The sequence below is a fragment of the Halomonas sp. 3A7M genome (assembly GCF_014897875.1).
GTDB lineage: Bacteria > Pseudomonadota > Gammaproteobacteria > Pseudomonadales > Halomonadaceae > Vreelandella.
Genome location: NZ_JABUZD010000118.1, coordinates 1 through 24359, shown reverse-complemented (window position 1 = coordinate 24359; position 24359 = coordinate 1). Strand labels below are relative to the sequence as shown.

The window sequence follows — 24359 nt, the reverse complement described above, 5'->3', positions numbered from 1 at the left end:
CAACCGAAACTTGAAGTCGTATCGGTGCGCCCCAACATCGTTTTTTTGAGCGCTGCATTGCACTAGGCACTAGCCATATTCCAAGAACTTATGATTGCCGCCCTTTAACGCCCAAGGATCACCCATGTTTCAACGCTTGCGTGAAGACATTAATAGCGTATTCGACCGCGACCCAGCGGCACGTAACTCTCTTGAAGTGCTGACCAACTATCCCGGCCTGCACGCCCTGCTGCTTCACCGCTGCAGCCACTGGCTATGGAAGAAAAATTTTAAATGGTTGGCGCGAACGCTATCGACGTTTTCCCGCTGGCTGACCGGCATTGAGATTCACCCAGGCGCCACTATTGGCCGCCGTTTCTTTATTGATCACGGCATGGGCGTAGTGATTGGGGAAACAGCGCTAGTCGGCGACAACGTGACCCTTTATCAAGGCGTTACCTTAGGCGGCACCAGTTGGAATAAGGGTAAGCGTCACCCTACGTTAGAAGATGGCGTCATTGTTGGCGCTGGCGCTAAGATTCTTGGCCCGTTCACCGTAGGCGCGGGGGCTAAAATTGGCTCTAATGCCGTGGTCACCAAAGAAGTGCCATCCGGCGCTACGGTGGTGGGCATTCCTGGCAAAATCGTTAAACGCGCCGACCCCGATGTCGAGGAAGCGTTAGATGTCGACCCGGCTCGCCGCGAAGCGATTTGCCAAAAATTTGGCTTCGATGCTTATGGTGTAAGCCAGGATATGCCCGACCCTGTGGCACGTTCAATGCAGGCGATGCTTGATCACATGCACGCCGTGGATGAACGCATTGAGCGTATGTGCTCGACACTGCGTCAATTGGATGCCAACTATCGCGACGGCCAACTCCCGGCTCTGCGCGATGAAGATTTCGCCGACATTCTTGATGAAAACGACACAGGCTGCCCAGGGGTTGGCAAACACAGTTCCGAGCCAAAAGCCAACGCCGAGGCGACCGAGACAGCAGCCGCCAGTACCCAGCAAAGCGCTCCTGATTCAACGCCTAACTCGCCATCTGATGCAGCGGCTGATTCAACCTCTGACTCAACGACATCGCGCAATAGTTGACCAAAGCACTCAGGATTTCCATAATGGCGTTACATTTGCCGTAAGTGCGCTGAGGTTCAGCGTCGAGGTGCCTGTCATGCGCTTGACCACTAAAGGCCGTTACGCCGTTACCGCCATGCTCGATTTGGCGATAAATACCCCCCAAGGCCCGACCAGCTTGGGGGATATTTCTCAGCGTCAGGAAATTTCGCTCTCTTATCTTGAGCAACTATTTGCACGCCTGCGCCGAGCGGGTCTAGTTAGCAGCGTGCGTGGCCCTGGTGGCGGCTATTTGCTGGCTAAACCAGCCGAAGACATCAGCGTTTCCCAAGTGATTGATGCTGTTAATGAGACCGTGGATGCAACACGCTGCCAAGGGCTTTCAGACTGCCAACAAGGCGACACCTGCCTAACCCACCACCTGTGGTGTGATCTATCAGGGCAGATTCGTAATTTCCTTGATGACACCAGCCTTGCACAACTGATGCAGCGCCCCGATGTTATACGCATTGCCTCTCGGCAAAAGCAGCGCGTAGAAGCTGGCATTCTCGCCTCATCCCCTTAACGGCTTTCACTGCACGTTGGACTCTATGACGATGACCTCCTCCCCTTCGCTGCCGATTTATTTGGACTATGCCGCGACCACGCCGGTCGATACCCGAGTGGCCGACGTCATGCAGCGCTATTTAACCGTTGATCAGCTGTTCGCCAACCCTGCCTCGCGCAGCCACATGCTGGGCTGGCAGGCGGAACAGGTGGTAGAGCAGGCTCGCCGTCAAGTCGCCGATACCATTAACGCAGACCCACGTGAAGTGGTTTGGACCAGCGGTGCCACTGAGGCCAACAATCTAGCACTGATCGGCTACATGCGCGCCAATCGAGAGCGCGGCATGCACCTGGTAACGTCCACCATTGAGCATAAAGCGATAGTGGATACTGCCAACGCCCTGGAAAGCGAAGGTTTTGAAGTGACGTGGCTCACGCCTGGGCGAGACGGGCGTACCACGCCAGAACAGCTGCGCGCCGCCATGCGAGACGACACGGCACTCGTGTCATTAATGGCGGTCAATAACGAACTGGGTAGCATTAATGATATTGCCGCGCTGGCAGAGGTTGCCCATGAGTTCGGGGCTGTTTTTCATACTGATGCGGCCCAAGCTGTAGGACGAATTCCGTTAGATGTGGTGGCGCAACAAATTGATTTAATGTCGCTGTCTGGACATAAAGTTTATGGCCCCAAAGGCGTTGGTGCGCTTTACGTCAAACGCCATCCAGATATACGCATAGAAGCACTTATCCATGGTGGCGGCCACGAGCGGGGCATGCGCTCTGGCACACTTCCAACCCATCAAATTGCCGGCATGGGTGAAGCGTTTGCGCTAATGCAACACCATCACCAGGAAGATCAAGCCCATATCGCCCAGCTACATGCGCGCTTCCTAAAAGGGCTAGAAGATGTTGATGGTGTCTTCGCCAACTCTCCACTGGAAAATGCCGTTCCCAATATTTTAAACCTGGCATTTAAAGGGGTAGACGGTGAATCTCTATTGATGGCGCTGCGCGATGTTGCTGTGTCAACCGGGTCTGCCTGTAACTCTGCTAGCGTCGACCCTTCCTATGTTTTATTGGGAATCGGCACACCGCGCGCCCTTGCACTCTCATCGCTACGTTTTAGTTTTGGGCGTTTCACTACTGACGCCGACATTGATCATGCGCTGACACTACTGCGCCACGCGTTGAGCGGACTACGCTCAACGCGTTAAACGGCTGATGCCACATTTGGCAATCAACCTACCGACTTCTTGAAGGAGGACGCCCGATGGCAACTCTCAACATTACCCCCGCTGCTGCTCAGCAAATCCGTCACGTTCTCGACGAGCGTGGCCAGGGGCTTGGGCTGCGCGTTTCTGTAAAACCTAGCGGCTGCTCAGGCTATAGTTACGTACTCGACTTTGCCGATGACGTAAGCGATGACGAAACTCGCTTTGAAGAGCACGGCGCCAGCGTGTATATCGCGCCGGACGCGCTAGAAATACTCAACGGCAGTGAAGTGGACTACGTAAGCGAAGGGCTGAATCGCTTTTTCCGCTTCAACAACCCCAACGTTAAAGATGAGTGTGGCTGTGGCGAAAGCTTCACGGTCTAAACGTTTAGCGCTGCATCACCGGTATTCATCACCCCCTTGAGGCGCTATAATCGCGGCCACTCGGCAATCGGTAATGCACAGCAGCCCTGCCGACTCTTTTTTCCTGCGCCGCCTCGGCTTTCCGGGGCGGCACTTCTGCTTTATGCCTCTTAAGGAGATTCCACCATGGCAATTGAACGTACTCTTTCTATTATCAAGCCTGATGCCGTTGCTAAAAATGCGATTGGCGACATCATTGCTCGCTTTGAAAAAGCAGGCTTGAAAGTTGTTGCTGCGAAGATGGTTCATCTTTCTGAAGAAAAAGCAGGCGGTTTCTACGCCGAACACAAAGAGCGTCCTTTCTTTAAAGACCTGGTGGGCTTCATGACCTCTGGCCCGGTTGTTGTTCAGGTACTGGAAGGCGAAGGCGCTATCGCTAAAAACCGCGACCTGATGGGTGCTACTAACCCGAAAGAAGCGGCGCCCGGCACTATCCGCGCTGACTTTGCGGAAACAATCGACGCAAACGCTGTCCATGGTTCTGATTCTCCGGAAAGCGCTGAGCGCGAAATTAGCTACTTCTTCGGTAACGACGAAATTTGCCCGCGCTAAACCAAGCGTGCCGCCGATTCAACATCCGTTGCCGGCCATTTTCGCGGGGGCTATGCCCCCGCCTTTTCTCTGAACGCTGACCGCCATGACCACTACCGTAGCTCAACATACGCCTACCTCTCTCTCCTCGACCGAAAGCGAACCTGCCGCCACTAACGCGCCAGAGCGCCAGAACCTGCTGGGCATGTCTCGCGAGCAGATGGAGGACTTCTTTTTGTCGATTGGCGAAAAGAAGTTTCGCGCTGCCCAGCTAATGAAGTGGATTCACCAGGAAGGTAGCGATGATTTTGCTGCCATGACGAATCTATCCAAACCGCTGCGAGAAAAACTGGCTCGGCTGGCTGAGATTCGTGGCCCTGGGGTTGTCTATGAAGGTACCTCCAGCGACGGCACACGCAAGTGGGTCCTGGAAGTAGAAGATGGCAGCTACGTGGAAACGGTGCTGATTCCTGCGGAGAATGGCAAACGCCGAACGCTATGCGTCTCTTCCCAGGTAGGCTGCTCGTTAGACTGCAGTTTTTGCTCAACGGGCAAACAAGGCTTCCAGCGTAATCTGACCGCTGCCGAAATTATCGGCCAGGTTTGGGTCGCCCAGCGTAGCGTAGGCCCGCGCCGCGATACCGCTAATCGTCCGGTGACTAACGTAGTCATGATGGGCATGGGCGAGCCGCTGCTCAACTTTGATAACGTCGTGCCAGCAATGAAGCTGATGCTCGACGACAATGGCTATGGACTTTCCAAACGCCGCGTCACGCTTTCCACATCCGGCGTTGTGCCGATGATAGATAAGCTTGGCGATGAGATCGATGTAAGCTTAGCCATTTCGTTGCACGCTTCTACTGATGAGCTACGCAACGAGCTGGTACCGATCAACCGTAAATATAATATTCGCGCGCTGCTGGATGCCTGCCACCGTTATCTATCCAAATGCCCGGATAACCGTCAGGTTACCATCGAATATACGCTCATTAGAGATGTGAATGATCAGCAGGAACATGCTGAACAACTGGCGGCACTGCTAAAAGAGCTGCCCTGCAAAATCAACCTGATACCGTTCAACCCGTTTCCTAACTCAGGTTACGAAAAGCCCTCACGTAACCAAGTGATGCGCTTTCAGCAATGGCTATATGATCTGGGTTATAACGCCACCGTACGCATCACGCGGGGCGATGATATCGACGCTGCTTGTGGCCAACTGGTAGGAAAGGTGAAAGACCGCACTAAGCGAAGTGCGCGCTATATTCAGTCTGTACAGCTTGATGCGGACTAAACCGCCGTTATCTTGACTTCAGTCGAGTGCGGCGCTTTGATGGACACGTTTTCAAACCGCCACAAGTGCAGCTCTATCGAATGACGATGCATCTGATGATCACTGCAAGATGGTTATTAGCAGAGAGTTATTAGAAGATAGTTATTAGAAGATTGTTATTAGCAGATAGCGACTACAAGAGGGTGTACATGATCGGTCACCGCTGGCGACGTTACCCATCCCGGGTTCACATGCTGTGCGTGCTAGTAAGCAGCATGTTGTTAGCTGGCTGTGCCACGTCAGGTAGCACGTCTTCTCAGGCTGACGATGACGCTGCAGACGCTTACACCCAACTAGGCGTTGCTTACCTAGAACGCGACAACCTAACCCGTGCGCTCAGCGCGCTTGATCGTGCGCTTGAAATTAATCCACGCAATGCCGAGGCACTTCAGGCGCTTGCGCTGGTCTATCAACAGCAGAGTGAAAATGAGCTTGCAAATCGCTATTTTCAGCAAGCGATTAACACCGCACCTTCTTTGACACGTGCGCGTAATAATTACGCGGCGTTTTTATATCAGCAGGGGCAGTTCAACGCCGCTTGCGAACAGTTAGAAATAGCATCTCACGATGCCCAATATGCCAATCGCGCCCAGCTATTTACTAACCTAGGGCAGTGCTATGTGGCAGCCGATAACATTGATGAAGCGCGCAAACGCTTATTGCGCGCAGTGAGCATTGATCCACGTCGCCCGCGTGGATATTTATTATTAGCCGAACTTGAAGCTTCACAGGGCAATTATGGTCAAGCCTGGGAGCCGCTGCAGCGCTATTTGCAGCTGGCCGGGCAAGATCCAGTCGCGTTGGAAATGGCGATCGATATCGCCCACGCCCGTGGTGATCACGCTGCGGCTGCGAACTACCAGCGCTTATTGAATATTGACTAACGGTGCCCTGACCACCTAATTATTGAAGGATGCTCAGCTATGAGCGATACACAATCATACGATAATGTTACGACCTCTAGCCCCATTGCCACACCCGGCGAGCTTCTCTCACGCCAACGCGAAGCACTCGGCGTACCGCTTACCGATGCCGCACGGGCGCTTAATTTACGCCCTGCGGTTGTCGACGGTTTAGAACAAGATAACTACGAAGAAATCCCTGTTGCCGCTTATCGCCGGGGCTATTTACGTGCTTATGCAAAATACCTGGGCATGGATGATCGTCTAGTACTTGAGGCCTACCAAGCTAACCATGGGAGTACAGAGACAGATCGTCGGGTGGCTCCAGTCTCAGTCACCCGGCCACCATCGCGTATTGGTGCATGGTTATTTAAGCTAGTCACCCTGCTAGTGATTGTTGCCTTGATTGCCGTCACGGTCATGTGGTGGCAAAGCCGTGGCGGCAGCGAGCCCCCCAGCATGGGGAGCACCCCCTCCCTAGAAGATGAGGGTGGTTCCACGGGCACACCAGCCGACAATGTAACACCGACTGAACAAACGCTGGTTGCCACACCTCAGCTGCCTAGCAACGCAACAGCACAACAAACCGGCACAGCCGAGGGAGTCGATGAGGAAGCGGCTAACGCCGCAACGGCCGCCATTGAGTCGGCATCAGAGTCGTCGACGTCTGCCGAAGGGGCAGAAGCTGCTGAGCTCACCGCTGCAGATACCGCTGAACAAGCGGACGCCGTCACTGACAGTGAAGACAACACAGTCGAAACAGCGCCAGCAACAAACCCTAACCTGCTTGAACTGACGTTTAACGAGCAGTCGTGGACTGAAATTTTTGATGCCAATAACCAGCGGGTGTTCGTTGGTCTGCAAACGCCTGGCACCACAGCAAGTGTTGAGGGCGAACCGCCTTTTCGTTTAACTATCGGCAATGCCACCGGCGTAGAGCTGCGCTATGAAGGCGAGGACGTTAACCTTGTCCAGCGCGCCGGTGCCAATAATGTTGCCCGCTTTACCCTGGGAGAGTGACCCGTCTTATGCACGCCCCTTCTCCGATTAAACGCCGCTTCTCGCGTCAAATTCACGTTGGCAATGTGGCTGTAGGTGGTGATGCACCTATTGCTGTTCAGAGCATGACCAACACAAATACGCTGGACGTCGATGCCACCGTGGCACAAATTCAGCAGTTAGAAAAAGCGGGAGCCGATATTGTCCGCGTTTCAGTACCCGATATGGACGCCGCTGAAAGTTTTGGCAAAATTAAGCAGCGTGTCGATGTCCCACTGGTGGCAGACATTCATTTTGACTACAAAATTGCCCTGCGTGTCGCCGAACTAGGTGTCGACTGCTTGCGTATTAATCCAGGTAACATTGGCCGCGAAGATCGCGTACGTGCGGTTGTTAATGCTGCCCGCGATAATGGCATACCGATTCGTATTGGCGTCAATGCCGGGTCGCTGGAAAAAGATCTACAGAAAAAGTATGGCGAGCCTACTCCCGCAGCGCTAGTGGAGTCGGCCATGCGCCATATTGATTACCTGGATCGTCTTGATTTTCAGGAATTTAAAGTCAGCGTTAAAGCCTCAGATGTGTTTATGGCGGTAGCAGCGTACCGCGACCTGGCTACCCGTATCGAGCAGCCACTCCATCTAGGCATTACTGAAGCCGGCGGCCTGCGCTCGGGTACGGTGAAGTCGTCGATTGGCCTTGGCATGCTGCTAATGGATGGCATTGGCGACACAATTCGCGTATCGCTCGCCGCCGATCCGGTAGAAGAAATTAAAGTCGGCTTTGACATGCTTAAAAGCCTAAGGCTGCGAGCCAAAGGCATTAATTTTATTGCCTGCCCCAGCTGCTCACGGCAGAATTTTGATGTTATCAGCACCATGAACCAGCTAGAAGAGCGGCTTGAAGACGTCATGACCCCACTGGACGTATCGGTGATTGGTTGCGTCGTTAATGGCCCAGGTGAAGCGAAAGAAACCGATATTGGCCTAACCGGCGGCTCCCCTGCCAACTTGGTGTACATCGATGGCAAACCTGCTAGCAAGCTGCGTAATGACCACTTGGTGGATGACCTTGAAAAGCTGATTCGCGATAAAGTACGCCAAAAACAGCAGCAAGAAGACGACATGATTGCGCGCAGCGTTTAAAAAAGCCGAGCAAGTGATACCCAACCTGGAGGCGGGCATAACCTTCTTCCCCGCCCCAGTGTTGTCTCCCATACAAGGAGTTTTCATTGAGCAAGTCCGCCGCAAAAAAAATTCAAGCTATCCGTGGTATGAATGATTTATTGCCCAGCGAAAGCCCCCGCTGGCAATTTTTTGAAGCCAAGGTGCGTCAGCTGATGCATCGCTATGGCTTTGATGAAATCCGTACGCCCATTGTTGAACAAACGGCGCTATTTGCTCGCTCTATTGGTGAAGTCACCGATATTGTCGAAAAAGAGATGTACACGTTCGACGACCGCAACGGCGACAGCCTGACGCTGCGCCCCGAAGGTACGGCTAGCTGTGTACGGGCAGCGATGGAACATGGCTTGCTGCATAACCAAACGCAACGGTTGTGGTATCAGGGCCCGATGTTCCGCCACGAGCGTCCGCAAAAAGGCCGCTATCGTCAATTTCATCAGGTAGGCGTAGAAACGTACGGCTTCGATGGACCGGATATCGATGCCGAAGTCATTCTGCTTTCAGCGCGTCTATGGCAAGAGCTGGGTTTACTGGAGCATGTGACGCTAGAGCTTAACTCCCTGGGCTCCACAGAGGCGCGCGCGGCCTATCGCGATAAACTCGTCGCTTATTTTGACCAGCATCACGATGTCCTTGATGATGACTCTAAGCGTCGCCTCACCAGCAACCCACTGCGCATTTTGGATTCCAAGAATCCAGCGATGGCGGAAATGCTGAACGGTGCGCCGCAGTTGATGGATCATTTGGACGATGAGTCGCGGACACATTTTGAACAACTCAAAGCAATGCTGGATGCAGCCGGCATTGACTACGTTGTTAACCCACGCTTGGTACGCGGTCTTGATTACTACTGCCGCACGGTATTTGAGTGGACGACCACGGCCCTAGGCAGCCAAGGCACGGTATGTGCAGGCGGCCGCTACGATGGCCTGGTCGAACAACTAGGCGGAAAGCCCACGCCAGCGGTTGGCTTTGCCATGGGTATCGAGCGCTTAATATTGCTGCTGGAAACATTAGACCTGATTCCAGAAGAAGCGCTAGGTGGCTGCGATGTTTATCTGCTACCCATGGATGACAACGCTACTATTGTCGCCCTCACCCTGGCTGAAAAGCTCCGTAGTGAGCTGCCAACCCTTAGGTTGCAGTTACACTGTGGTGGCGGCAGTTTTAAAAGCCGTATGAAAAAAGCGGACAAAAGCAACGCACCGATTGCCGTCTTATTGGGCGAAGATGAGCTAGCAGAGCAAGCCGTAACGCTTAAGTTCCTGCGTGATGATCGCGAACAGTTGCGCGTATCTCAGGCTGAGCTCACCGCGACACTGCAAAACCTAGTGCCCCACTAACCTTACTGCCTACTCTCTGGCAGACGAACACTCGCCAGCCGCCCTTGCGGCTGAGCTAAAGAACAGGAGGCCGCCCGTGGCGGAGCTGAGAAGCGAAGAAGAACAGCTAGAGGTAATTAAACGCTGGTGGAAAGAGAACGGAACCTCTCTCATAGCAGGGGCTGTTCTTGCTGCGGCGGGTGTGTTTGGCTGGAATGCATGGCAAAACTATCAAGAAGGCCAAGCAGAAGCCGCCTCCGTGCGTTATCAGCAACTTGTCAACATGACCGCTGGTAACACTTTGGCAGATGATCAGTTAGCCAATGCCCGTGAGCTCATTGATGAAATCACCAGTGACCATGGCGACACCCTCTACGCAGAGTTAGCACAGCTGCTGGAAGCACGTTTAGCCGTTCAACAGGGTGATCTTGATGCAGCGAAAAGCGCGCTTGAGAACGTTGCTAGTGACTCCTCTCGCCGCTATGTGCAAAGCCTTGCATGGCTGAGATTAGCGCGCATTGAGATTGCCAACGGCAATCCACAAGCCGCCCTGAGTTTGTTAGATAAGTCGATTAGCGATGCTCTGGCAGCTCAACAGGCTAACGTGCGCGGCGACGCTTACGCTGCGTTAGACCAAACAGAACAAGCGCGAGACGCTTGGCAAACTGCGCTAGAACTGGCCCAAACCCAGAATCAGCCGCTTTACGGCGTACAGTTCAAGCTTGATGATCTCGGCGTCGAAGAGGTGACACAATGATCATGACCAGTCTTCCCAAATCGCTATTTTCAAAGCCTTCTGTGCGCATTACCGTCGGCGCTGTTGCACTCGCCTTGCTAGCAGGCTGTGCCAGTAAAGGCGAACCGGCTGACTCGCCTAAAGAGCTGCGTAGTTTTACAGCAACTTCAACGCTTAATGAGGTATGGGACAGAGACGTAGGCGACGGCCTTGGTCGTGCCCGTTACCCCATTGCTCCGGCTCGTGAAGGCGACAGCGTATTTGCTGCGGATGCCAATGGATTGGTCGCCGCCTTTAACGCCAATAACGGCAACCGCGAGTGGGAAATCGAGCTGGATACGCCTATTTCAAGCGCGCTTAACGCCATTGCAGGTCAAGTCTATTTAGGCACCCGTAACGGTGAAGTTATTTCCCTGGATCAGCGCGACGGTAGTGTCAATTGGCGCTCACGGGTCTCCAGTGAAGTGCTGGCAGCACCTCAAGCGAATCAACAGCTACTACTGGTGCAGAGCGTTGACGGCCAAATCACCGCGCTCGACCGTGTCACTGGCGAGGAGCGTTGGGTATATGCCAGCTCACAACCGTCGCTCACCCTTCGTGGTACCGGCACGCCAATGGTCATTGATCCTGTAAGCTTTGTTGGCTTTGCTAACGGACGACTAGCAACATTAGACAACCGCAATGGCCAACCACTGTGGGAGTTACAAATTGCGACTCCCCGCGGACGTAGCGACGTCGACAGGTTGGTTGATCTTGCCGGTCAGCCGGTAGTAACGCCTGATGGTCGACTTTTCGTTACTAGCTATAACGGTAGCGTTGTCGCTTTAGAAGCAACCCGCGGTGGCGTTCTATGGGAAAGCAACTTATCTAGCCGCCATACCCCTATTTTGGTAGGTAACATTCTGCTAGTGGTCACTGATGATAGCCACGTCGTTGGCCTGAATGCCGACAACGGACAGGAAGTGTGGCGTAACGATGACTTGGAAGACCGCCGGTTAACAGCACCTGCGTTTGCAGATGGCCGCGTGGTCGTCGGTGACTTCGAAGGCTACGTTCATCTACTTGATGCCCGCGAAGGCACGTTAGTAGGCCGTACGCGCGTGCACAAATCTGGCATCAGCGTGCGTCCTGCCACTGAAGGCAGCACCATTCATGTCCAGGCCAATAATGGTCGCCTGGAAACCCTGGAAGTAACTCCATGACACCCGTCATTGCTTTAGTCGGTCGGCCCAATGTGGGCAAATCGACGTTGTTTAACCGCCTAACCCGCTCACGCGATGCGCTCGTAGCGGACTTTCCTGGCCTTACCCGTGACCGTAAATACGGGAACGGAATGCTAGGCGGCAAAGCGTATACGGTGATTGATACCGGCGGCATCAGCGGTGACGAAGAAGGGATTGATGCGGCAATGGCCGAGCAGTCCCTGGCCGCCATTGATGAAGCCGATATTGTACTGTTTCTAGTAGACGCGCGCGCAGGGCTTAACGTGGCTGATGAGGCCATTGCGAACCATCTGCGCGTTAATCAGAAAAAAACCTGGCTAGTAGTCAACAAAACCGATGGTTTGGAAGAGCATTCGGCCATGGCCGACTTCTGGACCTTAGGTCTTGGCGACCCATGGCCGATTGCTGCCGCCCATGGCCGCAATGTCTCACTGCTCATTGACACAGTGCTGGAGCCGTTTCCAGAACGCGATCCCAGCATTCCTGGGGATACCGGCACGAAAGGCATTCGTATCGGTGTTATTGGCCGTCCCAACGTGGGCAAATCCACATTGGTTAATCGGCTGTTGGGCGAAGAGCGCGTTGTTGTATTCGATGAGGCGGGCACTACCCGCGATGCGATTGAAATCCCGTTCGAGCGTCGTGGCAAGCCCTACGTATTGGTTGATACTGCGGGTATTCGGCGGCGTAAGAACGTTCGTGAGATTGCTGAAAAGTTTTCCATTATCAAAACCCTGGATGCGATCAAAGAGTGTCACGTCGCCGTGATGGTACTTGATGCGCGCAGCGGTTTAGTTGAACAAGATCTCCACCTGCTTGATTATGTGCTAACCACTGGCCGCGCGCTGGTGCTGGCCATCAATAAGTGGGATGGACTGGAAAGCGACGCAAAAGAGAAAATGCGCGCAGAAATTAAGCGCCGCCTGGGTTTTGCTGAGTATGCTGAGATGCATTTTATCTCCGCCCTACACGGCACCGCTGTGGGTGATCTTTATCCTTCGATCGAACGAGCTTTCAATGCCGCGAACGCTCACTGGTCGACCAACCGATTGACCACTCTGCTTCAAGATGCGGTCAGCCAGCACCCGCCGCCCATGGTAAACGGCCGGCGTATCAAACTGCGCATGGCACACCAAGGTGGTAGCAACCCGCCCATCATCGTAGTGCATGGCAATCAGACTGAATCACTGCCGGAAGCCTATCGCCGCTATCTAACCAACACCTTCCGTAAAGTGTTGAAGGTTCGCGGTACGCCAATGCGCTTTGAGTTCCGTTCGGGTAGCAATCCGTTTGACCACATGGCAGGGGCAAGCGATAAAGAGAAAGCCAAAAAACGCGAGCTCAACCGTACTAAAGAAGCACGTAAAAGCCGCCGTTAATGCTAGCTCATTGATCTATCAAACGCCTGCTGACCTTCATCAGCAGGCGTTTTGGTTGATGGCCCCCATTATCGAGTAATTTTGCTTGACTGCTATCCGCACTAGCCCTCAAATAGCCGCGTTTTTCGGCAATCGCCTCTCTGACATTTTGCACCTCTGAACCTTTGCCCTTCTTAGGAGAGATATTATTAATGCACTACGCAATTAAACGCGGGCGCGGCTTGCTCTTGCTGCTGATGGCAAGCTTGCTAGCAGGTTGCCTTGCCCTGCCCCAAACAGGCTTATTTGCCTTTCGCTTGGCGGTAACATCGCTGGGCATTGAAGAGGTGCGTATTGGCCCTTATAACGTGCAAGCAGGGCTTGATACTAGCGACCTGACAAGTTTGCTTGCGTCTAGCCTTGGCGCTGGCAGCTTGCCCGTTCAGGCCACCTTAGCGATGGGCCTTGGCTTACCTACCGGTATGCCCGCTGTTGAGATGTCAGGTTTCCGTTGGATGCTCGATATGCCGGGGGTCGATCCAGTGCAAGGCCAATATCAAGAGGATGTAACACTAACATCAGGGGCAGACTCAACGTTACGTCTACCGGTATCGTTTGACATCCTGGCTACCGACACCCAGCGCATGATGCCAATGCTAGAACTCGCCAGTCAGTTAGCCACCCAGGGCTCACTACCGCCTGGCAGTGAGCTTGCTATCACGCCAGGAGACTTGCGTGGACTGGGTATGACATTACCTGCAGGGCTTTTAACGCCGACCATTCGCCTGAACGTAGGCGCCGACGGCCAGTTAACGCCTGTGCGTTAAGCCTGACGACTTCCTTCATGAAGCCGTTTGCGGCCCACCCACTGGGCTGCAAACTGCCAAGCCGTTCGGCCACTGCGCCCTCCTCTTAGCGTTGCAAAGCGAACCGCTTCTGCCCGTGCGGCCTCGCTCCAATCCTGCTTATCACCAATACGAGCTACCCAATGCTCACAGACCTCTAAGTAAGTCGCTTGGCTGAAAGGATGAAAACCTAACCATAAGCCGAAGCGATCCGACAACGAGATCTTTTCCTCAACAGCGTCACCGTGATGTAGCTCTTCCCCCACAAGACGCGTACCGCTATTGTCGTCCATGGATTCCGGCAGTAAATGGCGGCGGTTAGAAGTGGCATACAACAAGACGTTTTCCGGCGGCCCCGTTAAGGCGCCGTCTAAGACGCTTTTTAGCGCCTTGTAAGCATCATCATTACCTTCAAACGAAAGATCGTCGCAATACACCACGAAACGATGCGGCGTATCGCGCAGCTGTTCTACCAATATCGGCAGACTACCCAAATCGTGGCGATCCACTTGAATCAAGCGCAGCCCATCATCCGCCAACGAGTTAAGTAGCGCGCGGATCACCGATGACTTCCCGCTGCCACGTGATCCCCACAGCAAGCCATGGTTAGCAGGTAGCCCCTGCAAAAATGCACGGGTGTTATCGACTAACGCTAATTTTTGACGCTCGATGCCTAACAGATCATCCAGTGTCATCGTGTCGCGCGGTGGCACGGGAACCAATCGACCACCTAACGGATGGCGCTGCCAAATAGCCGCCACATGCTTGTCCCAGTCCACCTGGATCGGTGCAGGCGGCAACCAATGTTCTACGTGGTCCAGCAACCGCGTTAAGCGGTGGCTCAATTCAGCATCCATGATTGTCCTCAGAGTGCGTTATGATATGAGTTGATTTACCACTGACAGTGGTTATCTTGTGTGCAAAGATCCCTACTCGTCTATAAGGAAACCGCTTATGCGCTGGCTTCGCCCCCTGGCTGTTACCGCACTGTGTGCTGCTGTCGCAGCATGCTCCACGTCACCTACCGGTCGCTCTCAGTTGCTGCTGCTTTCAGATGATCAGCTTAATCAAATGGGCCAGCAAGCCTTTGCGCAGTATCAACAAGATATTCCCACCGCAGGTCAGGCAAGCCATCGCTATGTACAGTGCATCGCGGATGCCATTGTAGAAGTATTGCCAGCCGAACAGCGTAATCTTGATTGGCAAATCCGTGTCTTTGAATCTGAACAGCCCAACGCCTTTGCGCTGCCCGGTGGCTACATGGGTGTGAATACGGGCATGCTTGATATCGCCACCAATCAAAACCAGCTAGCCTCGGTTGTCGGCCATGAAATTGGTCACGTCATTGCGAATCATGCCAACGAACGTGCCTCAACGAAAAGCGCAACGTCACTTGGTTTATCGGTGCTTGCCAGCACCTCAGGCATGCAAACCCCCGGAGGCCAACAATTGATGGGGGTGCTGGGGATGGGAGCGGAATACGGAATTGCGTTGCCGTTCTCCCGTAGCCATGAAAGTGAAGCCGACGTTATCGGTCTCCAGTTGATGGCCCAGGCAGGTTTTGATCCACGGGAAAGCGTTACCGTTTGGGAAAATATGCAGGCGGCCTCCGGCGGTGGCGCTCCGCCCGCCTGGATGTCGACGCACCCAAGTGAAGGCCAGCGTATCGAAGGGCTTCAAGCCAGCATGAATAACGCCATGGCAAGCTACGAGCAGGCGCGCAATAGCGGCCGCACTCCCAACTGCCCACGCCCCTAGGCACCTTAATATTGAGGTTTGAATGATTCGACTTGGTTTATTGCTGCTTGTCTTACCGATTTTAGTGTTACTGGGCGTCTATTTCTGGGAACTGGGTGACGTACGCGCTTGCCAGCTCGACGGGGGACACTGGGACTACCTGGCAAATGCGTGCCGTGACACACCGCAGCCCTTTGTATCGTGGCTTGAGCGCTCACCGTTGCTGGTCAACGGCGGCATGCTGGTCTCTGTGGTTGGTCTTGTTATGTGCATGATTGGCTTTTACACCAAATCTCGCTAAACACGAGAGAACACCCAGCATTAACCAATAAAGGCAGCCACAATGGCTGTAATGCCAGTCAAGTTAAGGCTGACTGGCTTTTTTCTTTCTGAGCGCAAAAAAACCGCCGATTGGCTTTGTTTAATAAGTGCCTGATGATGACTCCACCGCCCTCGTCATTCCCGCATGCCCTTAGCGGGAACCCATGTTGACCTGAGATTTCGGGCTGCTGCAGGCCAAGGTCAAGGTGGATTCCCGATTACCCCACTCGGGAATGACGGTGCGGTGACTCGGGAATGACGTGCGGTGCACGCTTTGGGAGATGGCCGCTTTGCTATATGGGGCTAGGGGGTAATGCCAGTCAGCCTTAACTGACTTGCATTAGCCACAATGGCTGCCTTTTCTTTGTTGAGCACTCGAAAGCTAGCTAGTCACTGGCGACGTTCAACGATTGCCTTAATAGTGTACGCACCGGGGCGGTTTCAGGCCGCACGTTACGCCATAAAAAGAAAGATTCAGCAGCTTGTTCAACCAGCATACCCAAGCCATCAAGTAACTTGGCGCCGCGTGGCCCTGCCCACTGCAAAAACACCGTGGGTTCTGAGCCATACATCATATCGTAGGCCCAAGCACCCTGGTTAAATAGGTTATCCGGTAACGGCGGCAAATCACCCGTAAGGCTAGCGCTGGTGCCATTGATCACCAAATCAAACTGGCCTTCTAACGTCTCAAACCCGCCGCCATGAAGGGTGCCTAAGTCGGCAAATGCGTCTGCTAATTGGACGGCTTTTTCCGCCGTTCGATTGACGATAACAACGTCACGAGGTTGCTCTGCAAGTAGTGGTTCAAGCACGCCACGCACTGCACCACCTGCACCGATCACCAGCACGCGTTTATCCTTAATGGGTACGTGATGGTATCCAAGGTCACGCACCAGCCCAATGCCATCCGTGGTGTCACCGTAAGTGCGGCCATTGCCGCCGACAATTAGTGTATTCACTGCCTGAGCACGCTTGGCACGGTGGCTCAGGGTATCGCACAGCACAAAGGCATCGCCTTTGAACGGAACAGTCACGTTCGCCCCTCGACCACCCGCTGCCACAAATTCTCGCCAGGCACTGGCAAAACCTTCCACCGGTGCAAGTTCGGCGGTATAGATCATAGGTTGCTGAGTTTGGTTAGCAAACTCTTCGTGAATTAATGGCGACTTAGAGTGCTTAATCGGGTTTCCAAAGACACAGTAACGGTCGGTCATACAGGCTCCTTACACTTTACCCAACTGGGTGGCTTCGGTTAGCCAATCGCGTGGCACCAAGTACTCGTGCAATTTAGCCTCTCGGCTGCCCTCGGGTGGTGTAAATGCGTACTCCCAACGGGCTAGCGGCGGCATCGACATCAAGATGGATTCGGTACGCCCGCCGCTTTGCAAGCCAAACAGAGTTCCCCTATCCCACACTAAGTTAAATTCTACATAGCGGCCGCGGCGATAAAGCTGAAAATCACGCTCTTTTTCACCCCATGCATCACCTTTACGGCGCTCCACAATCGGTACATAGGCGTCCAGAAAGCTATCGCCCACCGCACGCTGAAAAGCAAAACAGTCGTCGAAACTGCCTTCATTTAAATCATCGAAAAACAGTCCACCAACACCACGTCTCTCGTCGCGATGCTTAAGATAGAAGTACTCATCGCACCACGCTTTGTAGCGCGGGTAGACCTCTTCGCCAAATGGCACGCAGGCCGCCTGGGCAACCCGATGCCAGTGCACAACATCTTCAAACACCGGGTAGTAAGGCGTTAGATCAAAGCCGCCACCAAACCACCATACCGGCGCCTCACCCTGTTTTTCAGCGATAAAAAAGCGCACGTTTCCATGACTTGTCGGCACATTAGGATTTTCAGGATGGAGCACCCAGGAAACACCCACTGCATGAAAACTGCGTCCGGCTAGTTCCGGTCGTGCCGCCGTCGCCGAGGGGGGCAACTGAGCACCGTGAACATGCGAAAAATTAACACCACCTTTCTCGAAAACAGCGCCTTCTTCGATGACCCTTGAACGTCCGCCACCGCCTTCTTCACGCTGCCAGCTATCTTCTTTAAATGTTGCTTTTCCGTCAGCAGCGGCAAGCCCGGCACACAACCGCTCCTGCAGATCCAGAAGGTAATGTTTAACGTCGTCTAGGTGCTCGTGAGCCACAGTAACTCCAAAGAGGTTGAGGATAAGTGTGATTGGTAAGTAGTAAACAGCAGAGAAGCTCAAGGCGCTTCGCTATGAACGCATTACTTTGCCCGTCACCAGGTCTTTGATGGTGCTGGGCTTTGCGTTTCCTCCAAGCTCACCCACGACAATCGCCGCGACCTCCTCACCGAAAATGGCCGCGACTTCGTCAGCGCTCATGGCGGGTGGGTCGCCCGCGCGATTAGCGGAGGTAGAGACTAGCGGGCCACCAAAGGCCTCACAGAGCGCCTTCATCAGCGGATGGTCGGTCACCCGTAGAGCCACACTCTGATGGGCACCGCGCACTAACCCATGACTACGGCCATTGTCAGGCACTAGCCAGGTATTAGGGCCAGGCCAACTGGCCGCTAAGGGCGCATGCAGTGCAACGGGCAGTTGGTTTAGCCAAGGCTGAAATTGCTGAATATTCGCAGCAACAAGAATCACCCCTTTGGCGGGATCACGCTCTTTCATACGCATCAAATGCGCCAGTGCTTCATCGTTATCTGGGTCACAGCTCAGCCCCCAGACTGCTTCGGTGGGGCAGGCGATAACGCACCCCTCTTTTAATGCTCGTACCGCCACTTTAACCTCAACAGCCGATTTCATAGATGCTCCTCGTTCCAAGCGCGGCCCCTCATCACCTGAGATTGATACATCTTCAGTAGATGAAAAACGGTTACTTACATCCTACCATGGCCGCGTCAAACGCACCCAGCCGCCCGCTTGCTGCGCCACTTTGCCATCAAGTTCCAGCATCAATAACCGTTGTTGGCATTCACTGACCGTAAGGCCCGCGCTCTGAACCAATATATCAATTGGCGTTGGCGTTGCGCCCAGCGCGCTTAGTAGATTGTCCTTAGGCTCATCGTCTTCGATAGGCAAATCAAGGCTTGCGTTGTCAGCGATAGCATGTGGACCGGTTGGCATATAGCGTTCAGCCCAGTGCTGCAACTCTTCTAAAATATCGTCCACATGACGCACCAGCGTCGCACCGCTACGTAATAACTGCAGGCAACCACGAGCCTGCACGTTATGTAGCGACCCGGGCAGTGCAAACAGCTCACGGTCTTGCTCAAGGGCTAATCGTGCGCTTACCAACGAGCCACTCTTCTCAGTCGCTTCGACCACTAACGTACCTAATGAAAGACCGGTCACAATTCGGTTCCGTCGAGGAAAGAAGGCTGGCCGAGCAACGGTTCCCGGCGGATGCTCGGATAATAACAAGCCTCCTGGCGCGCTACTTAGCTGCTCATGTAAATCACGGTGACGGGGCGGATAAATGACATCAACGCCACAGCCAAGCACCGCAATCGACTGCCCACCTGCCGCTAACGCTGCGCGCTGTGCAACCCCATCAACCCCGAGAGCCATACCGCTGACGATGCACCAGCCGCGATTAACAAGCTCTCTGGCAAACGCCTGAGCATTACCGCTTCCTTCAGCAGTGGGACGCCGAGTGCCCACCATAGCCAGTTTTGGGCCATCTAGTGCGCTAAGATCGCCCTGTGCCCACAGCACCACAGGTGGGTCCGGCAATTGATCGAGCAACTCAGGCCATGCGGGATGATTGCGATGGAGCAAATGGCGATTAGGCGCGGCCGCCAGCCATGCGAAGGTATGGTCGACTACCTGCTGCAACGGGCTTCGCTCTGGCTGCGCTAGCCAAAGCCGCAGCGCACTCGCGGCATTACTGGGCAGCCCAGCAAGCCAGCCATGGGGCCATTGCGGCTGTTTGGCGGCCAGCGCTGCGGTGCGAAGCGCCCCCATGCCCGGTAGCGCATTCACCACTAGCCACTCCTTGGCATCCATACCTATCCCCTGTTAGTTGTGTGGTGTTTAGCGTATCGGCGTATGTACCCGGTCTCCAACCGCTAAAATGTTCGATGCCTGCATCACCAACGCATAGCTCATCAGGCTATACGGCTTTACCACCATGACTCTTCCCGCTTCAGTGGCGGGCAGTTGCAGAAGCTCCTGGCTACGCGGGTCATTAACAAGCTCCCCCTGCTGGCCAACATGTAATACATGACCGGGCTGCAAGCCATCCTGAGTACCAATATCCAGCGCCACTATTTGTAAGCGTCCAATAAAGCGCACTCCGCCAGGTACCGCAATAATCTGGCCAGCGACATCGTTCAACGGTAAACGAGGCTGAAAACTATTTTCTGACGACAGAGATTCAAACAGCGGGGCGTCAAGCGGCAGCAAAATATCGTTATTACGCACCTCCTGGTAGGCGCTAAGTACTTCTAGGCGGGCAATATCTCCCTCTCTGCTGAGCTGGCGCGCTTCGCCAATATTGATTAACTCCGTACCCAACGGGGTACCCTCAGCGGAAACATAACGCTCGCCCGGACGATAAATACCTAAACGCGCTCTGGACGGCAGTACGCCGCGCGCATACAACGTATCGCCTGCGCCACTCAATAAGCGTTGATTCTCACCGCCCACGACGTAGGCCAGTTCCCGTATAGGCGCGCCTGGTTCTACGACGCGATGCTCTCGCAAAAATGCCTGGATCGTTTCCATCGGCAGCGGCGCCATTGCCTCTTGCTGAGGAACGGCACGCATCTGGGGAGAAAGTTTTACCACCCGCTGCGGTGATTCCCACGCCAATGCGGCGGTCGTCATAAGCGTCGAACATGCCAACGACACGCTATAATAAAGAAACCTTTTCGCCACTGCCCTTTTCACCGCTACCCTTTTCACCACCATCCTGTGCTCTCTTGTCAGTTATTGGTGACGCCGTTGTGGGGAGCTGCATGGCGTTGTACGTGCCCAGGAACGCTTACAGCATGATATAGTGGCCGATAGTAAAGCACTTAGGCCTGCCAACACAGATGGCAAAGCCTGCTCATATTAAAGACTCAGCATAACGGTGATTGTAACGCCATGGCCAAACTTCCTATTCTCGAATTCCCCGACGAGCGCCTGCGCACCAAGGCTGCACCGGTGGAAACCGTTGACGATGAGGTCCGCCAGCTCGTCGACGATATGTTGGAGACCATGTACGACGCGCGCGGCATCGGCCTTGCAGCGACGCAAATCGATGTTCATCGGCGTGTCGTAGTCATGGATGTCAGCGACGATAACTCGCAGCCGCTCGTACTTATTAATCCGCGCTACGAGCCGATTGGTGACGAAAAAGAGCCGCTTTCTGAAGGCTGTCTATCCATTCCCGAATACTACGCTGAAGTACCGCGCTATTTAAAAGTAAAGCTGAACGCGCTAGATCGTAGTGGTGAGCCCTACGAGTTAGAAGCCGATGGTTTATTAGCCCACTGCATTCAGCATGAGTATGACCATTTGGAAGGCGTGCTTTTTGTTGACTACTTATCACCCCTAAAGCGTGACCGAGTGATGAAAAAGATGCAGAAACGCCACAAGCTATTACACGACGCATAAACCGACCTACGCCGTGTTATTGCTGGCCGAGCTGACACGCTGCAAGCGCACAGAATGTTATTGCTGGTGCGTTGTAGCGTTGCTTCTCGGCCTTTATTTGTTTCCCCCACGGCACACGATTACTTTCCCCCTTCAATGCTAGGTAGTCATCACCATGTCACAGTTGCGCGTTGTTTTTGCTGGCACGCCTGATTTCGCCGCTTCAAGCCTTGCTGCCGTGCTCGAAAGTCAGCATCAAGTGGTAGCGGTCTATACTCAACCTGACCGCCCAGCAGGCCGCGGGCGCAAGCTCACCCCCAGTCCCGTCAAGCAGCTTGCTGTTGAGCATGGGCTACCTGTCTACCAGCCTGCCAGCTTAAAAGGCACTGATGCCCAAGCAGAGCTGGCAGCATTGAATGCCGACGTAATGGTTGTCGTTGCTTACGGGCTACTACTGCCACAGGCCGTGCTCGATATTCCCCGCTTAGGCTGCATCAACGTGCACGCATCGCTGCTACCACGCTGGCGAGGTGCCGCCCCCATCCAACGCGCTATTGAAGCCGGTGATAGCGCATCAGGCGTCACCATTATGCAAATGGATGCGGGCCTGGATACCGGTGAGATGCTGTATGAAGTTCGTACGCCGATCACCTCGCGCACCACGGGCGGGGACTTGCATGATCGGCTGGCCATTCAAGGGGCGAATGCACTGATTAACGTGCTGGATGCGCTGGACAGCAACGATTTAAAAGCAACACCGCAACCAGACGAGGGCGTTACCTACGCCGCTAAGCTCAGCAAGGCGGAAGCCGAGCTGGACTTCCATCAGCCTGCCGAGCAACTAGCGCGCAAAATACGTGCGTTCAACCCGTGGCCAGTGGCTTGGTGCACGTTAGGCAATGATCGCTTACGTTTGTTGATGGCCAGTGTTGAACCAGGTGAGCAGCCTCCCACTACGCCCGGCACACTACTCCAACATGGCGAGGATTACCTGCGCATTGCCTGTGGCGAGCAAGGCCAAGAAGTTCTGTGCGTTAGCCACGCCCAGTTACCTGGTGGTAAAGCGATGGCCGTGCGCGACCTGCTTAACGCCCGTCAAACCCCGTTTACCGTCGGCGCACGCCTTGGGCACGCCACCGCTCATCAAGGAGTTAGTGAATGAGCCAGAATCGCCCACCCAAAGGCGGCAGCGGCCAGGAAGTTCGCGCCGCGGCCGCCCGCGCGCTAGTCCCTGTTTTGACTGACCAAGGCTCGCTAGCCGGGCTAGATGAGCACAGTGTGATTGCCCGCGACCGCAGCCTGTTAAAAGAGCTGTGTTACGGTACTTGCCGACGCTTGCCGCGCCTGGAAGCGTTGGCTGGCGCACTGCTCAAGCAGCCTTTTAAAAAGCGCGATAGTGATGTTCACGCCTTGTTACTGGTGGGAATCTACCAGCTGCTTTATATGCGTATTCCGGCCCACGCGGCGGTTGGTGAAACCGCTGGTGCCGCTCGCCTGCTAGGCAAAGAGTGGGCTACCCGAGTGCTTAACGGCTGCCTGCGCCGCCTACAGCGTGAATCCGAAGCGCTTCAAGCCGCCGTTGACCTAGATGAGAGCGTTGCCCTGGAGCACCCGCCCTGGCTGCTTAATGCGTTACGCACCGCTTGGCCTGAACAGTGGCGTGCCATTGCCGCAGCGAACAATGAACCAGGCCCCATGACGCTGAGAGTCAATCAGCACCACAACGACCGAGAAGCCTATTTACAACAGTTGACTGAGCAGGGACTAAGTGGGCACCTATGCCTACATGCGCCGGATGGCATTACCCTGGATGCACCCTGTGATGTCACCATACTTCCCGGCTTTGAAGAAGGTCATGTCAGCGTCCAAGACGAAGCGGCTCAGCTTTCTGCCGCACTGTTAGGGCCTGCATTAGCCCCCCGCCCAGGCGCCCACGTTCTCGATGCGTGCTGTGCACCTGGCGGTAAAACTGCCCACCTATTAGAGCAGTTTGATATTGCTCTGACGGCCATTGATAGCGACAACCAGCGCCTAGGCCGTGTAGACGATACACTGAACCGCCTAGGCTTAACGGCAGAACTGCAGCATGCTGATGCTACCCAGCAAGACTGGTGGGACGGCGCGCCTTTCGACGCGATTTTGCTTGATGCGCCCTGTTCTGGCACGGGCGTTATTCGTCGTCACCCCGATATTAAAAAACTGCGCCGTAAAGAGGATATTCGCCAGCTCGCTAAGCTACAGCGCCAACTGCTGGATAATCTTTGGCCACTACTCCGCCCAGGCGGTACCTTGCTATACGCCACCTGTTCAGTGCTGCCCGAGGAAAACGCTGAGCAAATCAAGGCATTTCTTGACCGCACGCCCGATGCAGAAGTCACCACGCCAAATGACGTAGCCTGGGGCGAACCGAGTGGCCAAGGACGTCAACTGTTTCCCGCGCAAAGCAGTCATGATGGCTTTTTTTATGCCAGACTAGAGAAGCGTACTGCTTAACATACCGCCCCTACCGGGGTGGTGAACCGATGACAAGGATGGAGACACTATGAGTACTCACACTTATAAGCATATCGAGCTAACCGGTTCTTCTGAAAAGGGAATTGAAGAAGCTGTGCAAAGTGCCCTCGCCAAAGCATCAGAAACCATTCATAACTTACGCTGGTTCGAAGTCACCGACACTCGTGGCCATATCGAGGACGGCCGTGTCGCTCACTGGCAGGTCACGATAAAAGTTGGCTTCACACTCGAGTAATCCCTACCTGCTTTTCAACGGCGGCTGGTTTACACTGGCCGCCGTCTTTATTGCAGCGCACATATCTCTTGCCGAGAACGCGCTGGCGCTTACAACGGAACCGATGCTTAGCAATGAAAATCATCATTCTCGGCGCCGGCCAGGTCGGCGGCACCCTAGCGGAGCACCTTGCCCGCGAGGAAAACGATATTACTGTCGTCGATACCGACGGCGCGAAACTGCGCGAGCTGCACACTAAACTGGATATTCGCACCGTGACGGGCGCGGCTTCGTATCCCATTGTGCTGCGTCAGGCGGGCTGTGAAGACGCCGATAT

Annotated in this window: 27 protein-coding genes; 21 read left to right on the top strand and 6 right to left on the bottom strand. The window is 54.4% G+C overall.

The genetic code is table 11. The features are described from left to right. Window positions 1-124: 124 nt before the first annotated feature. From cysE to INT19_RS10960, 14 genes are all read left to right on the top strand, one after another. The gene (gene cysE / locus INT19_RS11025) at window positions 125-1078 is read left to right on the top strand and encodes a serine O-acetyltransferase (RefSeq protein ID WP_193060759.1); all 954 of its coding nucleotides are present in this window, start codon (window positions 125-127) and stop codon (window positions 1076-1078) included. A 76-nt stretch (window positions 1079-1154) separates the two neighbouring features. After that, window positions 1155-1622 (top strand): Fe-S cluster assembly transcriptional regulator IscR, encoded by a 468-nt coding sequence (iscR, locus tag INT19_RS11020; RefSeq protein WP_038481467.1) that lies wholly within the window; start codon window positions 1155-1157, stop codon window positions 1620-1622. Between the two features lie 31 nt (window positions 1623-1653). After that, window positions 1654-2820, top strand: a complete 1167-nt coding sequence (locus tag INT19_RS11015) for an aminotransferase class V-fold PLP-dependent enzyme (RefSeq protein ID WP_193060758.1) — start codon at window positions 1654-1656, stop codon at window positions 2818-2820. A gap of 56 nt (window positions 2821-2876) precedes the next feature. After that, window positions 2877-3203, top strand: coding sequence for a HesB/IscA family protein (locus tag INT19_RS11010; protein WP_193060757.1), 327 nt, complete (start codon window positions 2877-2879; stop codon window positions 3201-3203). Between the two features lie 165 nt (window positions 3204-3368). Next, entirely contained in the window at window positions 3369-3794 is a 426-nt protein-coding gene (gene ndk / locus INT19_RS11005) for a nucleoside-diphosphate kinase (RefSeq protein WP_193060756.1), read from the top strand. An 85-nt stretch (window positions 3795-3879) separates the two neighbouring features. After that, a complete protein-coding gene (gene rlmN / locus INT19_RS11000; RefSeq protein ID WP_089039140.1) occupies window positions 3880-5064 on the top strand; it encodes a 23S rRNA (adenine(2503)-C(2))-methyltransferase RlmN in 1185 nt (394 codons plus the stop codon). 188 nt (window positions 5065-5252) lie between these two features. Continuing rightward, on the top strand, window positions 5253-5987 hold the full coding sequence (pilW, locus tag INT19_RS10995) for a type IV pilus biogenesis/stability protein PilW (protein WP_193060755.1): 735 nt from the start codon (window positions 5253-5255) through the stop codon (window positions 5985-5987). 39 nt (window positions 5988-6026) lie between these two features. Continuing rightward, window positions 6027-7025: a RodZ domain-containing protein gene (locus INT19_RS10990; RefSeq protein ID WP_193060754.1), complete on the top strand. Its 999-nt coding sequence runs from the start codon at window positions 6027-6029 to the stop codon at window positions 7023-7025. A gap of 8 nt (window positions 7026-7033) precedes the next feature. Then, a complete protein-coding gene (ispG, locus tag INT19_RS10985) occupies window positions 7034-8149 on the top strand; it encodes a flavodoxin-dependent (E)-4-hydroxy-3-methylbut-2-enyl-diphosphate synthase (RefSeq protein WP_089039143.1) in 1116 nt (371 codons plus the stop codon). An 86-nt stretch (window positions 8150-8235) separates the two neighbouring features. Continuing rightward, entirely contained in the window at window positions 8236-9531 is a 1296-nt protein-coding gene (gene hisS, locus INT19_RS10980; protein ID WP_089039144.1) for a histidine--tRNA ligase, read from the top strand. Window positions 9532-9607: 76 nt separating this feature from the next. Then, complete coding sequence (locus INT19_RS10975) at window positions 9608-10267, top strand: YfgM family protein (protein WP_089039145.1); 660 nt, start codon at window positions 9608-9610, stop codon at window positions 10265-10267. Then, window positions 10264-11448, top strand: coding sequence for an outer membrane protein assembly factor BamB (gene bamB / locus INT19_RS10970; protein ID WP_089039146.1), 1185 nt, complete (start codon window positions 10264-10266; stop codon window positions 11446-11448). The genes INT19_RS10975 and bamB overlap by 4 nt, the downstream gene beginning before the upstream one ends. Beyond that, window positions 11445-12848: a ribosome biogenesis GTPase Der gene (der, locus tag INT19_RS10965; RefSeq protein ID WP_089039147.1), complete on the top strand. Its 1404-nt coding sequence runs from the start codon at window positions 11445-11447 to the stop codon at window positions 12846-12848. Before bamB ends, der begins: the two co-directional genes overlap by 4 nt. A 191-nt stretch (window positions 12849-13039) precedes the next feature. After that, window positions 13040-13654, top strand: coding sequence for a hypothetical protein (locus tag INT19_RS10960; RefSeq protein WP_193060753.1), 615 nt, complete (start codon window positions 13040-13042; stop codon window positions 13652-13654). Here the strand turns inward: INT19_RS10960 and INT19_RS10955 are convergent. After that, the gene (locus INT19_RS10955) at window positions 13651-14529 is read right to left on the bottom strand and encodes an ATP-binding protein (protein WP_193060752.1); all 879 of its coding nucleotides are present in this window, start codon (window positions 14527-14529) and stop codon (window positions 13651-13653) included. The two genes, INT19_RS10960 and INT19_RS10955, sit on opposite strands and share 4 nt — an antisense overlap. Before the next feature lie 97 nt (window positions 14530-14626). Here INT19_RS10955 and INT19_RS10950 point away from each other — a divergent pair, with 97 nt between their 5' ends. Together INT19_RS10950 and INT19_RS10945 are read left to right on the top strand one after the other, a co-directional pair. After that, window positions 14627-15430, top strand: coding sequence for a M48 family metallopeptidase (locus tag INT19_RS10950; protein ID WP_193060751.1), 804 nt, complete (start codon window positions 14627-14629; stop codon window positions 15428-15430). A gap of 22 nt (window positions 15431-15452) precedes the next feature. Next, on the top strand, window positions 15453-15710 hold the full coding sequence (locus INT19_RS10945; RefSeq protein WP_193060750.1) for a hypothetical protein: 258 nt from the start codon (window positions 15453-15455) through the stop codon (window positions 15708-15710). A gap of 406 nt (window positions 15711-16116) precedes the next feature. Here INT19_RS10945 and aroE read toward each other — a convergent pair whose 3' ends face one another. The 5 genes from aroE to INT19_RS10920 all read right to left on the bottom strand — a co-directional run bounded on the left by aroE (window position 16117) and on the right by INT19_RS10920 (window position 20625). Continuing rightward, window positions 16117-16944 (bottom strand): shikimate dehydrogenase, encoded by an 828-nt coding sequence (gene aroE / locus INT19_RS10940; protein ID WP_193060749.1) that lies wholly within the window; start codon window positions 16942-16944, stop codon window positions 16117-16119. 9 nt (window positions 16945-16953) lie between these two features. Continuing rightward, complete coding sequence (gene hemF / locus INT19_RS10935) at window positions 16954-17886, bottom strand: oxygen-dependent coproporphyrinogen oxidase (protein ID WP_193060748.1); 933 nt, start codon at window positions 17884-17886, stop codon at window positions 16954-16956. Window positions 17887-17958: 72 nt separating this feature from the next. After that, window positions 17959-18516 (bottom strand): L-threonylcarbamoyladenylate synthase, encoded by a 558-nt coding sequence (locus INT19_RS10930; protein ID WP_193060747.1) that lies wholly within the window; start codon window positions 18514-18516, stop codon window positions 17959-17961. Between the two features lie 81 nt (window positions 18517-18597). Then, entirely contained in the window at window positions 18598-19719 is a 1122-nt protein-coding gene (dprA, locus tag INT19_RS10925; protein ID WP_193060746.1) for a DNA-processing protein DprA, read from the bottom strand. 27 nt (window positions 19720-19746) lie between these two features. Then, the gene (locus INT19_RS10920; protein WP_193060745.1) at window positions 19747-20625 is read right to left on the bottom strand and encodes a peptidoglycan-binding protein; all 879 of its coding nucleotides are present in this window, start codon (window positions 20623-20625) and stop codon (window positions 19747-19749) included. Between the two features lie 177 nt (window positions 20626-20802). On the opposite strand from INT19_RS10920, the gene def reads away from it, so the two are divergent. The 5 genes from def to INT19_RS10895 all read left to right on the top strand — a co-directional run. Beyond that, entirely contained in the window at window positions 20803-21315 is a 513-nt protein-coding gene (gene def, locus INT19_RS10915; protein WP_038481402.1) for a peptide deformylase, read from the top strand. Between the two features lie 154 nt (window positions 21316-21469). After that, window positions 21470-22456: a methionyl-tRNA formyltransferase gene (gene fmt, locus INT19_RS10910; protein ID WP_193060744.1), complete on the top strand. Its 987-nt coding sequence runs from the start codon at window positions 21470-21472 to the stop codon at window positions 22454-22456. Further along, on the top strand, window positions 22453-23787 hold the full coding sequence (rsmB, locus tag INT19_RS10905) for a 16S rRNA (cytosine(967)-C(5))-methyltransferase RsmB (protein ID WP_193060743.1): 1335 nt from the start codon (window positions 22453-22455) through the stop codon (window positions 23785-23787). Before fmt ends, rsmB begins: the two co-directional genes overlap by 4 nt. A 49-nt stretch (window positions 23788-23836) precedes the next feature. Continuing rightward, a complete protein-coding gene (locus INT19_RS10900) occupies window positions 23837-24043 on the top strand; it encodes a dodecin (RefSeq protein WP_038481393.1) in 207 nt (68 codons plus the stop codon). 113 nt (window positions 24044-24156) lie between these two features. Continuing rightward, a partial coding sequence (locus INT19_RS10895) for an NAD-binding protein (RefSeq protein WP_193060742.1) occupies window positions 24157-24359 on the top strand: 203 nt, incomplete at its 3' end.

Coding starts and splice junctions, on each gene's coding strand:
- ndk (WP_193060756.1), top strand. CDS start 3,369: ATGGCAATTGAACGTACTCTTTCTATTATCAAGCCTGATGCCGTTGCT.
- pilW (WP_193060755.1), top strand. CDS start 5,253: ATGATCGGTCACCGCTGGCGACGTTACCCATCCCGGGTTCACATGCTG.
- fmt (WP_193060744.1), top strand. CDS start 21,470: ATGTCACAGTTGCGCGTTGTTTTTGCTGGCACGCCTGATTTCGCCGCT.
- INT19_RS10945 (WP_193060750.1), top strand. CDS start 15,453: ATGATTCGACTTGGTTTATTGCTGCTTGTCTTACCGATTTTAGTGTTA.
- INT19_RS10960 (WP_193060753.1), top strand. CDS start 13,040: ATGCACTACGCAATTAAACGCGGGCGCGGCTTGCTCTTGCTGCTGATG.
- INT19_RS10950 (WP_193060751.1), top strand. CDS start 14,627: ATGCGCTGGCTTCGCCCCCTGGCTGTTACCGCACTGTGTGCTGCTGTC.
- def (WP_038481402.1), top strand. CDS start 20,803: ATGGCCAAACTTCCTATTCTCGAATTCCCCGACGAGCGCCTGCGCACC.
- INT19_RS10900 (WP_038481393.1), top strand. CDS start 23,837: ATGAGTACTCACACTTATAAGCATATCGAGCTAACCGGTTCTTCTGAA.
- bamB (WP_089039146.1), top strand. CDS start 10,264: ATGATCATGACCAGTCTTCCCAAATCGCTATTTTCAAAGCCTTCTGTG.
- INT19_RS10930 (WP_193060747.1), bottom strand. CDS start 18,516: ATGAAATCGGCTGTTGAGGTTAAAGTGGCGGTACGAGCATTAAAAGAG.
- INT19_RS11010 (WP_193060757.1), top strand. CDS start 2,877: ATGGCAACTCTCAACATTACCCCCGCTGCTGCTCAGCAAATCCGTCAC.
- rsmB (WP_193060743.1), top strand. CDS start 22,453: ATGAGCCAGAATCGCCCACCCAAAGGCGGCAGCGGCCAGGAAGTTCGC.
- rlmN (WP_089039140.1), top strand. CDS start 3,880: ATGACCACTACCGTAGCTCAACATACGCCTACCTCTCTCTCCTCGACC.
- iscR (WP_038481467.1), top strand. CDS start 1,155: ATGCGCTTGACCACTAAAGGCCGTTACGCCGTTACCGCCATGCTCGAT.
- INT19_RS10920 (WP_193060745.1), bottom strand. CDS start 20,625: ATGGTGGTGAAAAGGGTAGCGGTGAAAAGGGCAGTGGCGAAAAGGTTT.
- INT19_RS10990 (WP_193060754.1), top strand. CDS start 6,027: ATGAGCGATACACAATCATACGATAATGTTACGACCTCTAGCCCCATT.
- ispG (WP_089039143.1), top strand. CDS start 7,034: ATGCACGCCCCTTCTCCGATTAAACGCCGCTTCTCGCGTCAAATTCAC.
- INT19_RS10955 (WP_193060752.1), bottom strand. CDS start 14,529: ATGGATGCTGAATTGAGCCACCGCTTAACGCGGTTGCTGGACCACGTA.
- aroE (WP_193060749.1), bottom strand. CDS start 16,944: ATGACCGACCGTTACTGTGTCTTTGGAAACCCGATTAAGCACTCTAAG.
- dprA (WP_193060746.1), bottom strand. CDS start 19,719: ATGGATGCCAAGGAGTGGCTAGTGGTGAATGCGCTACCGGGCATGGGG.
- INT19_RS11015 (WP_193060758.1), top strand. CDS start 1,654: ATGACCTCCTCCCCTTCGCTGCCGATTTATTTGGACTATGCCGCGACC.
- cysE (WP_193060759.1), top strand. CDS start 125: ATGTTTCAACGCTTGCGTGAAGACATTAATAGCGTATTCGACCGCGAC.
- der (WP_089039147.1), top strand. CDS start 11,445: ATGACACCCGTCATTGCTTTAGTCGGTCGGCCCAATGTGGGCAAATCG.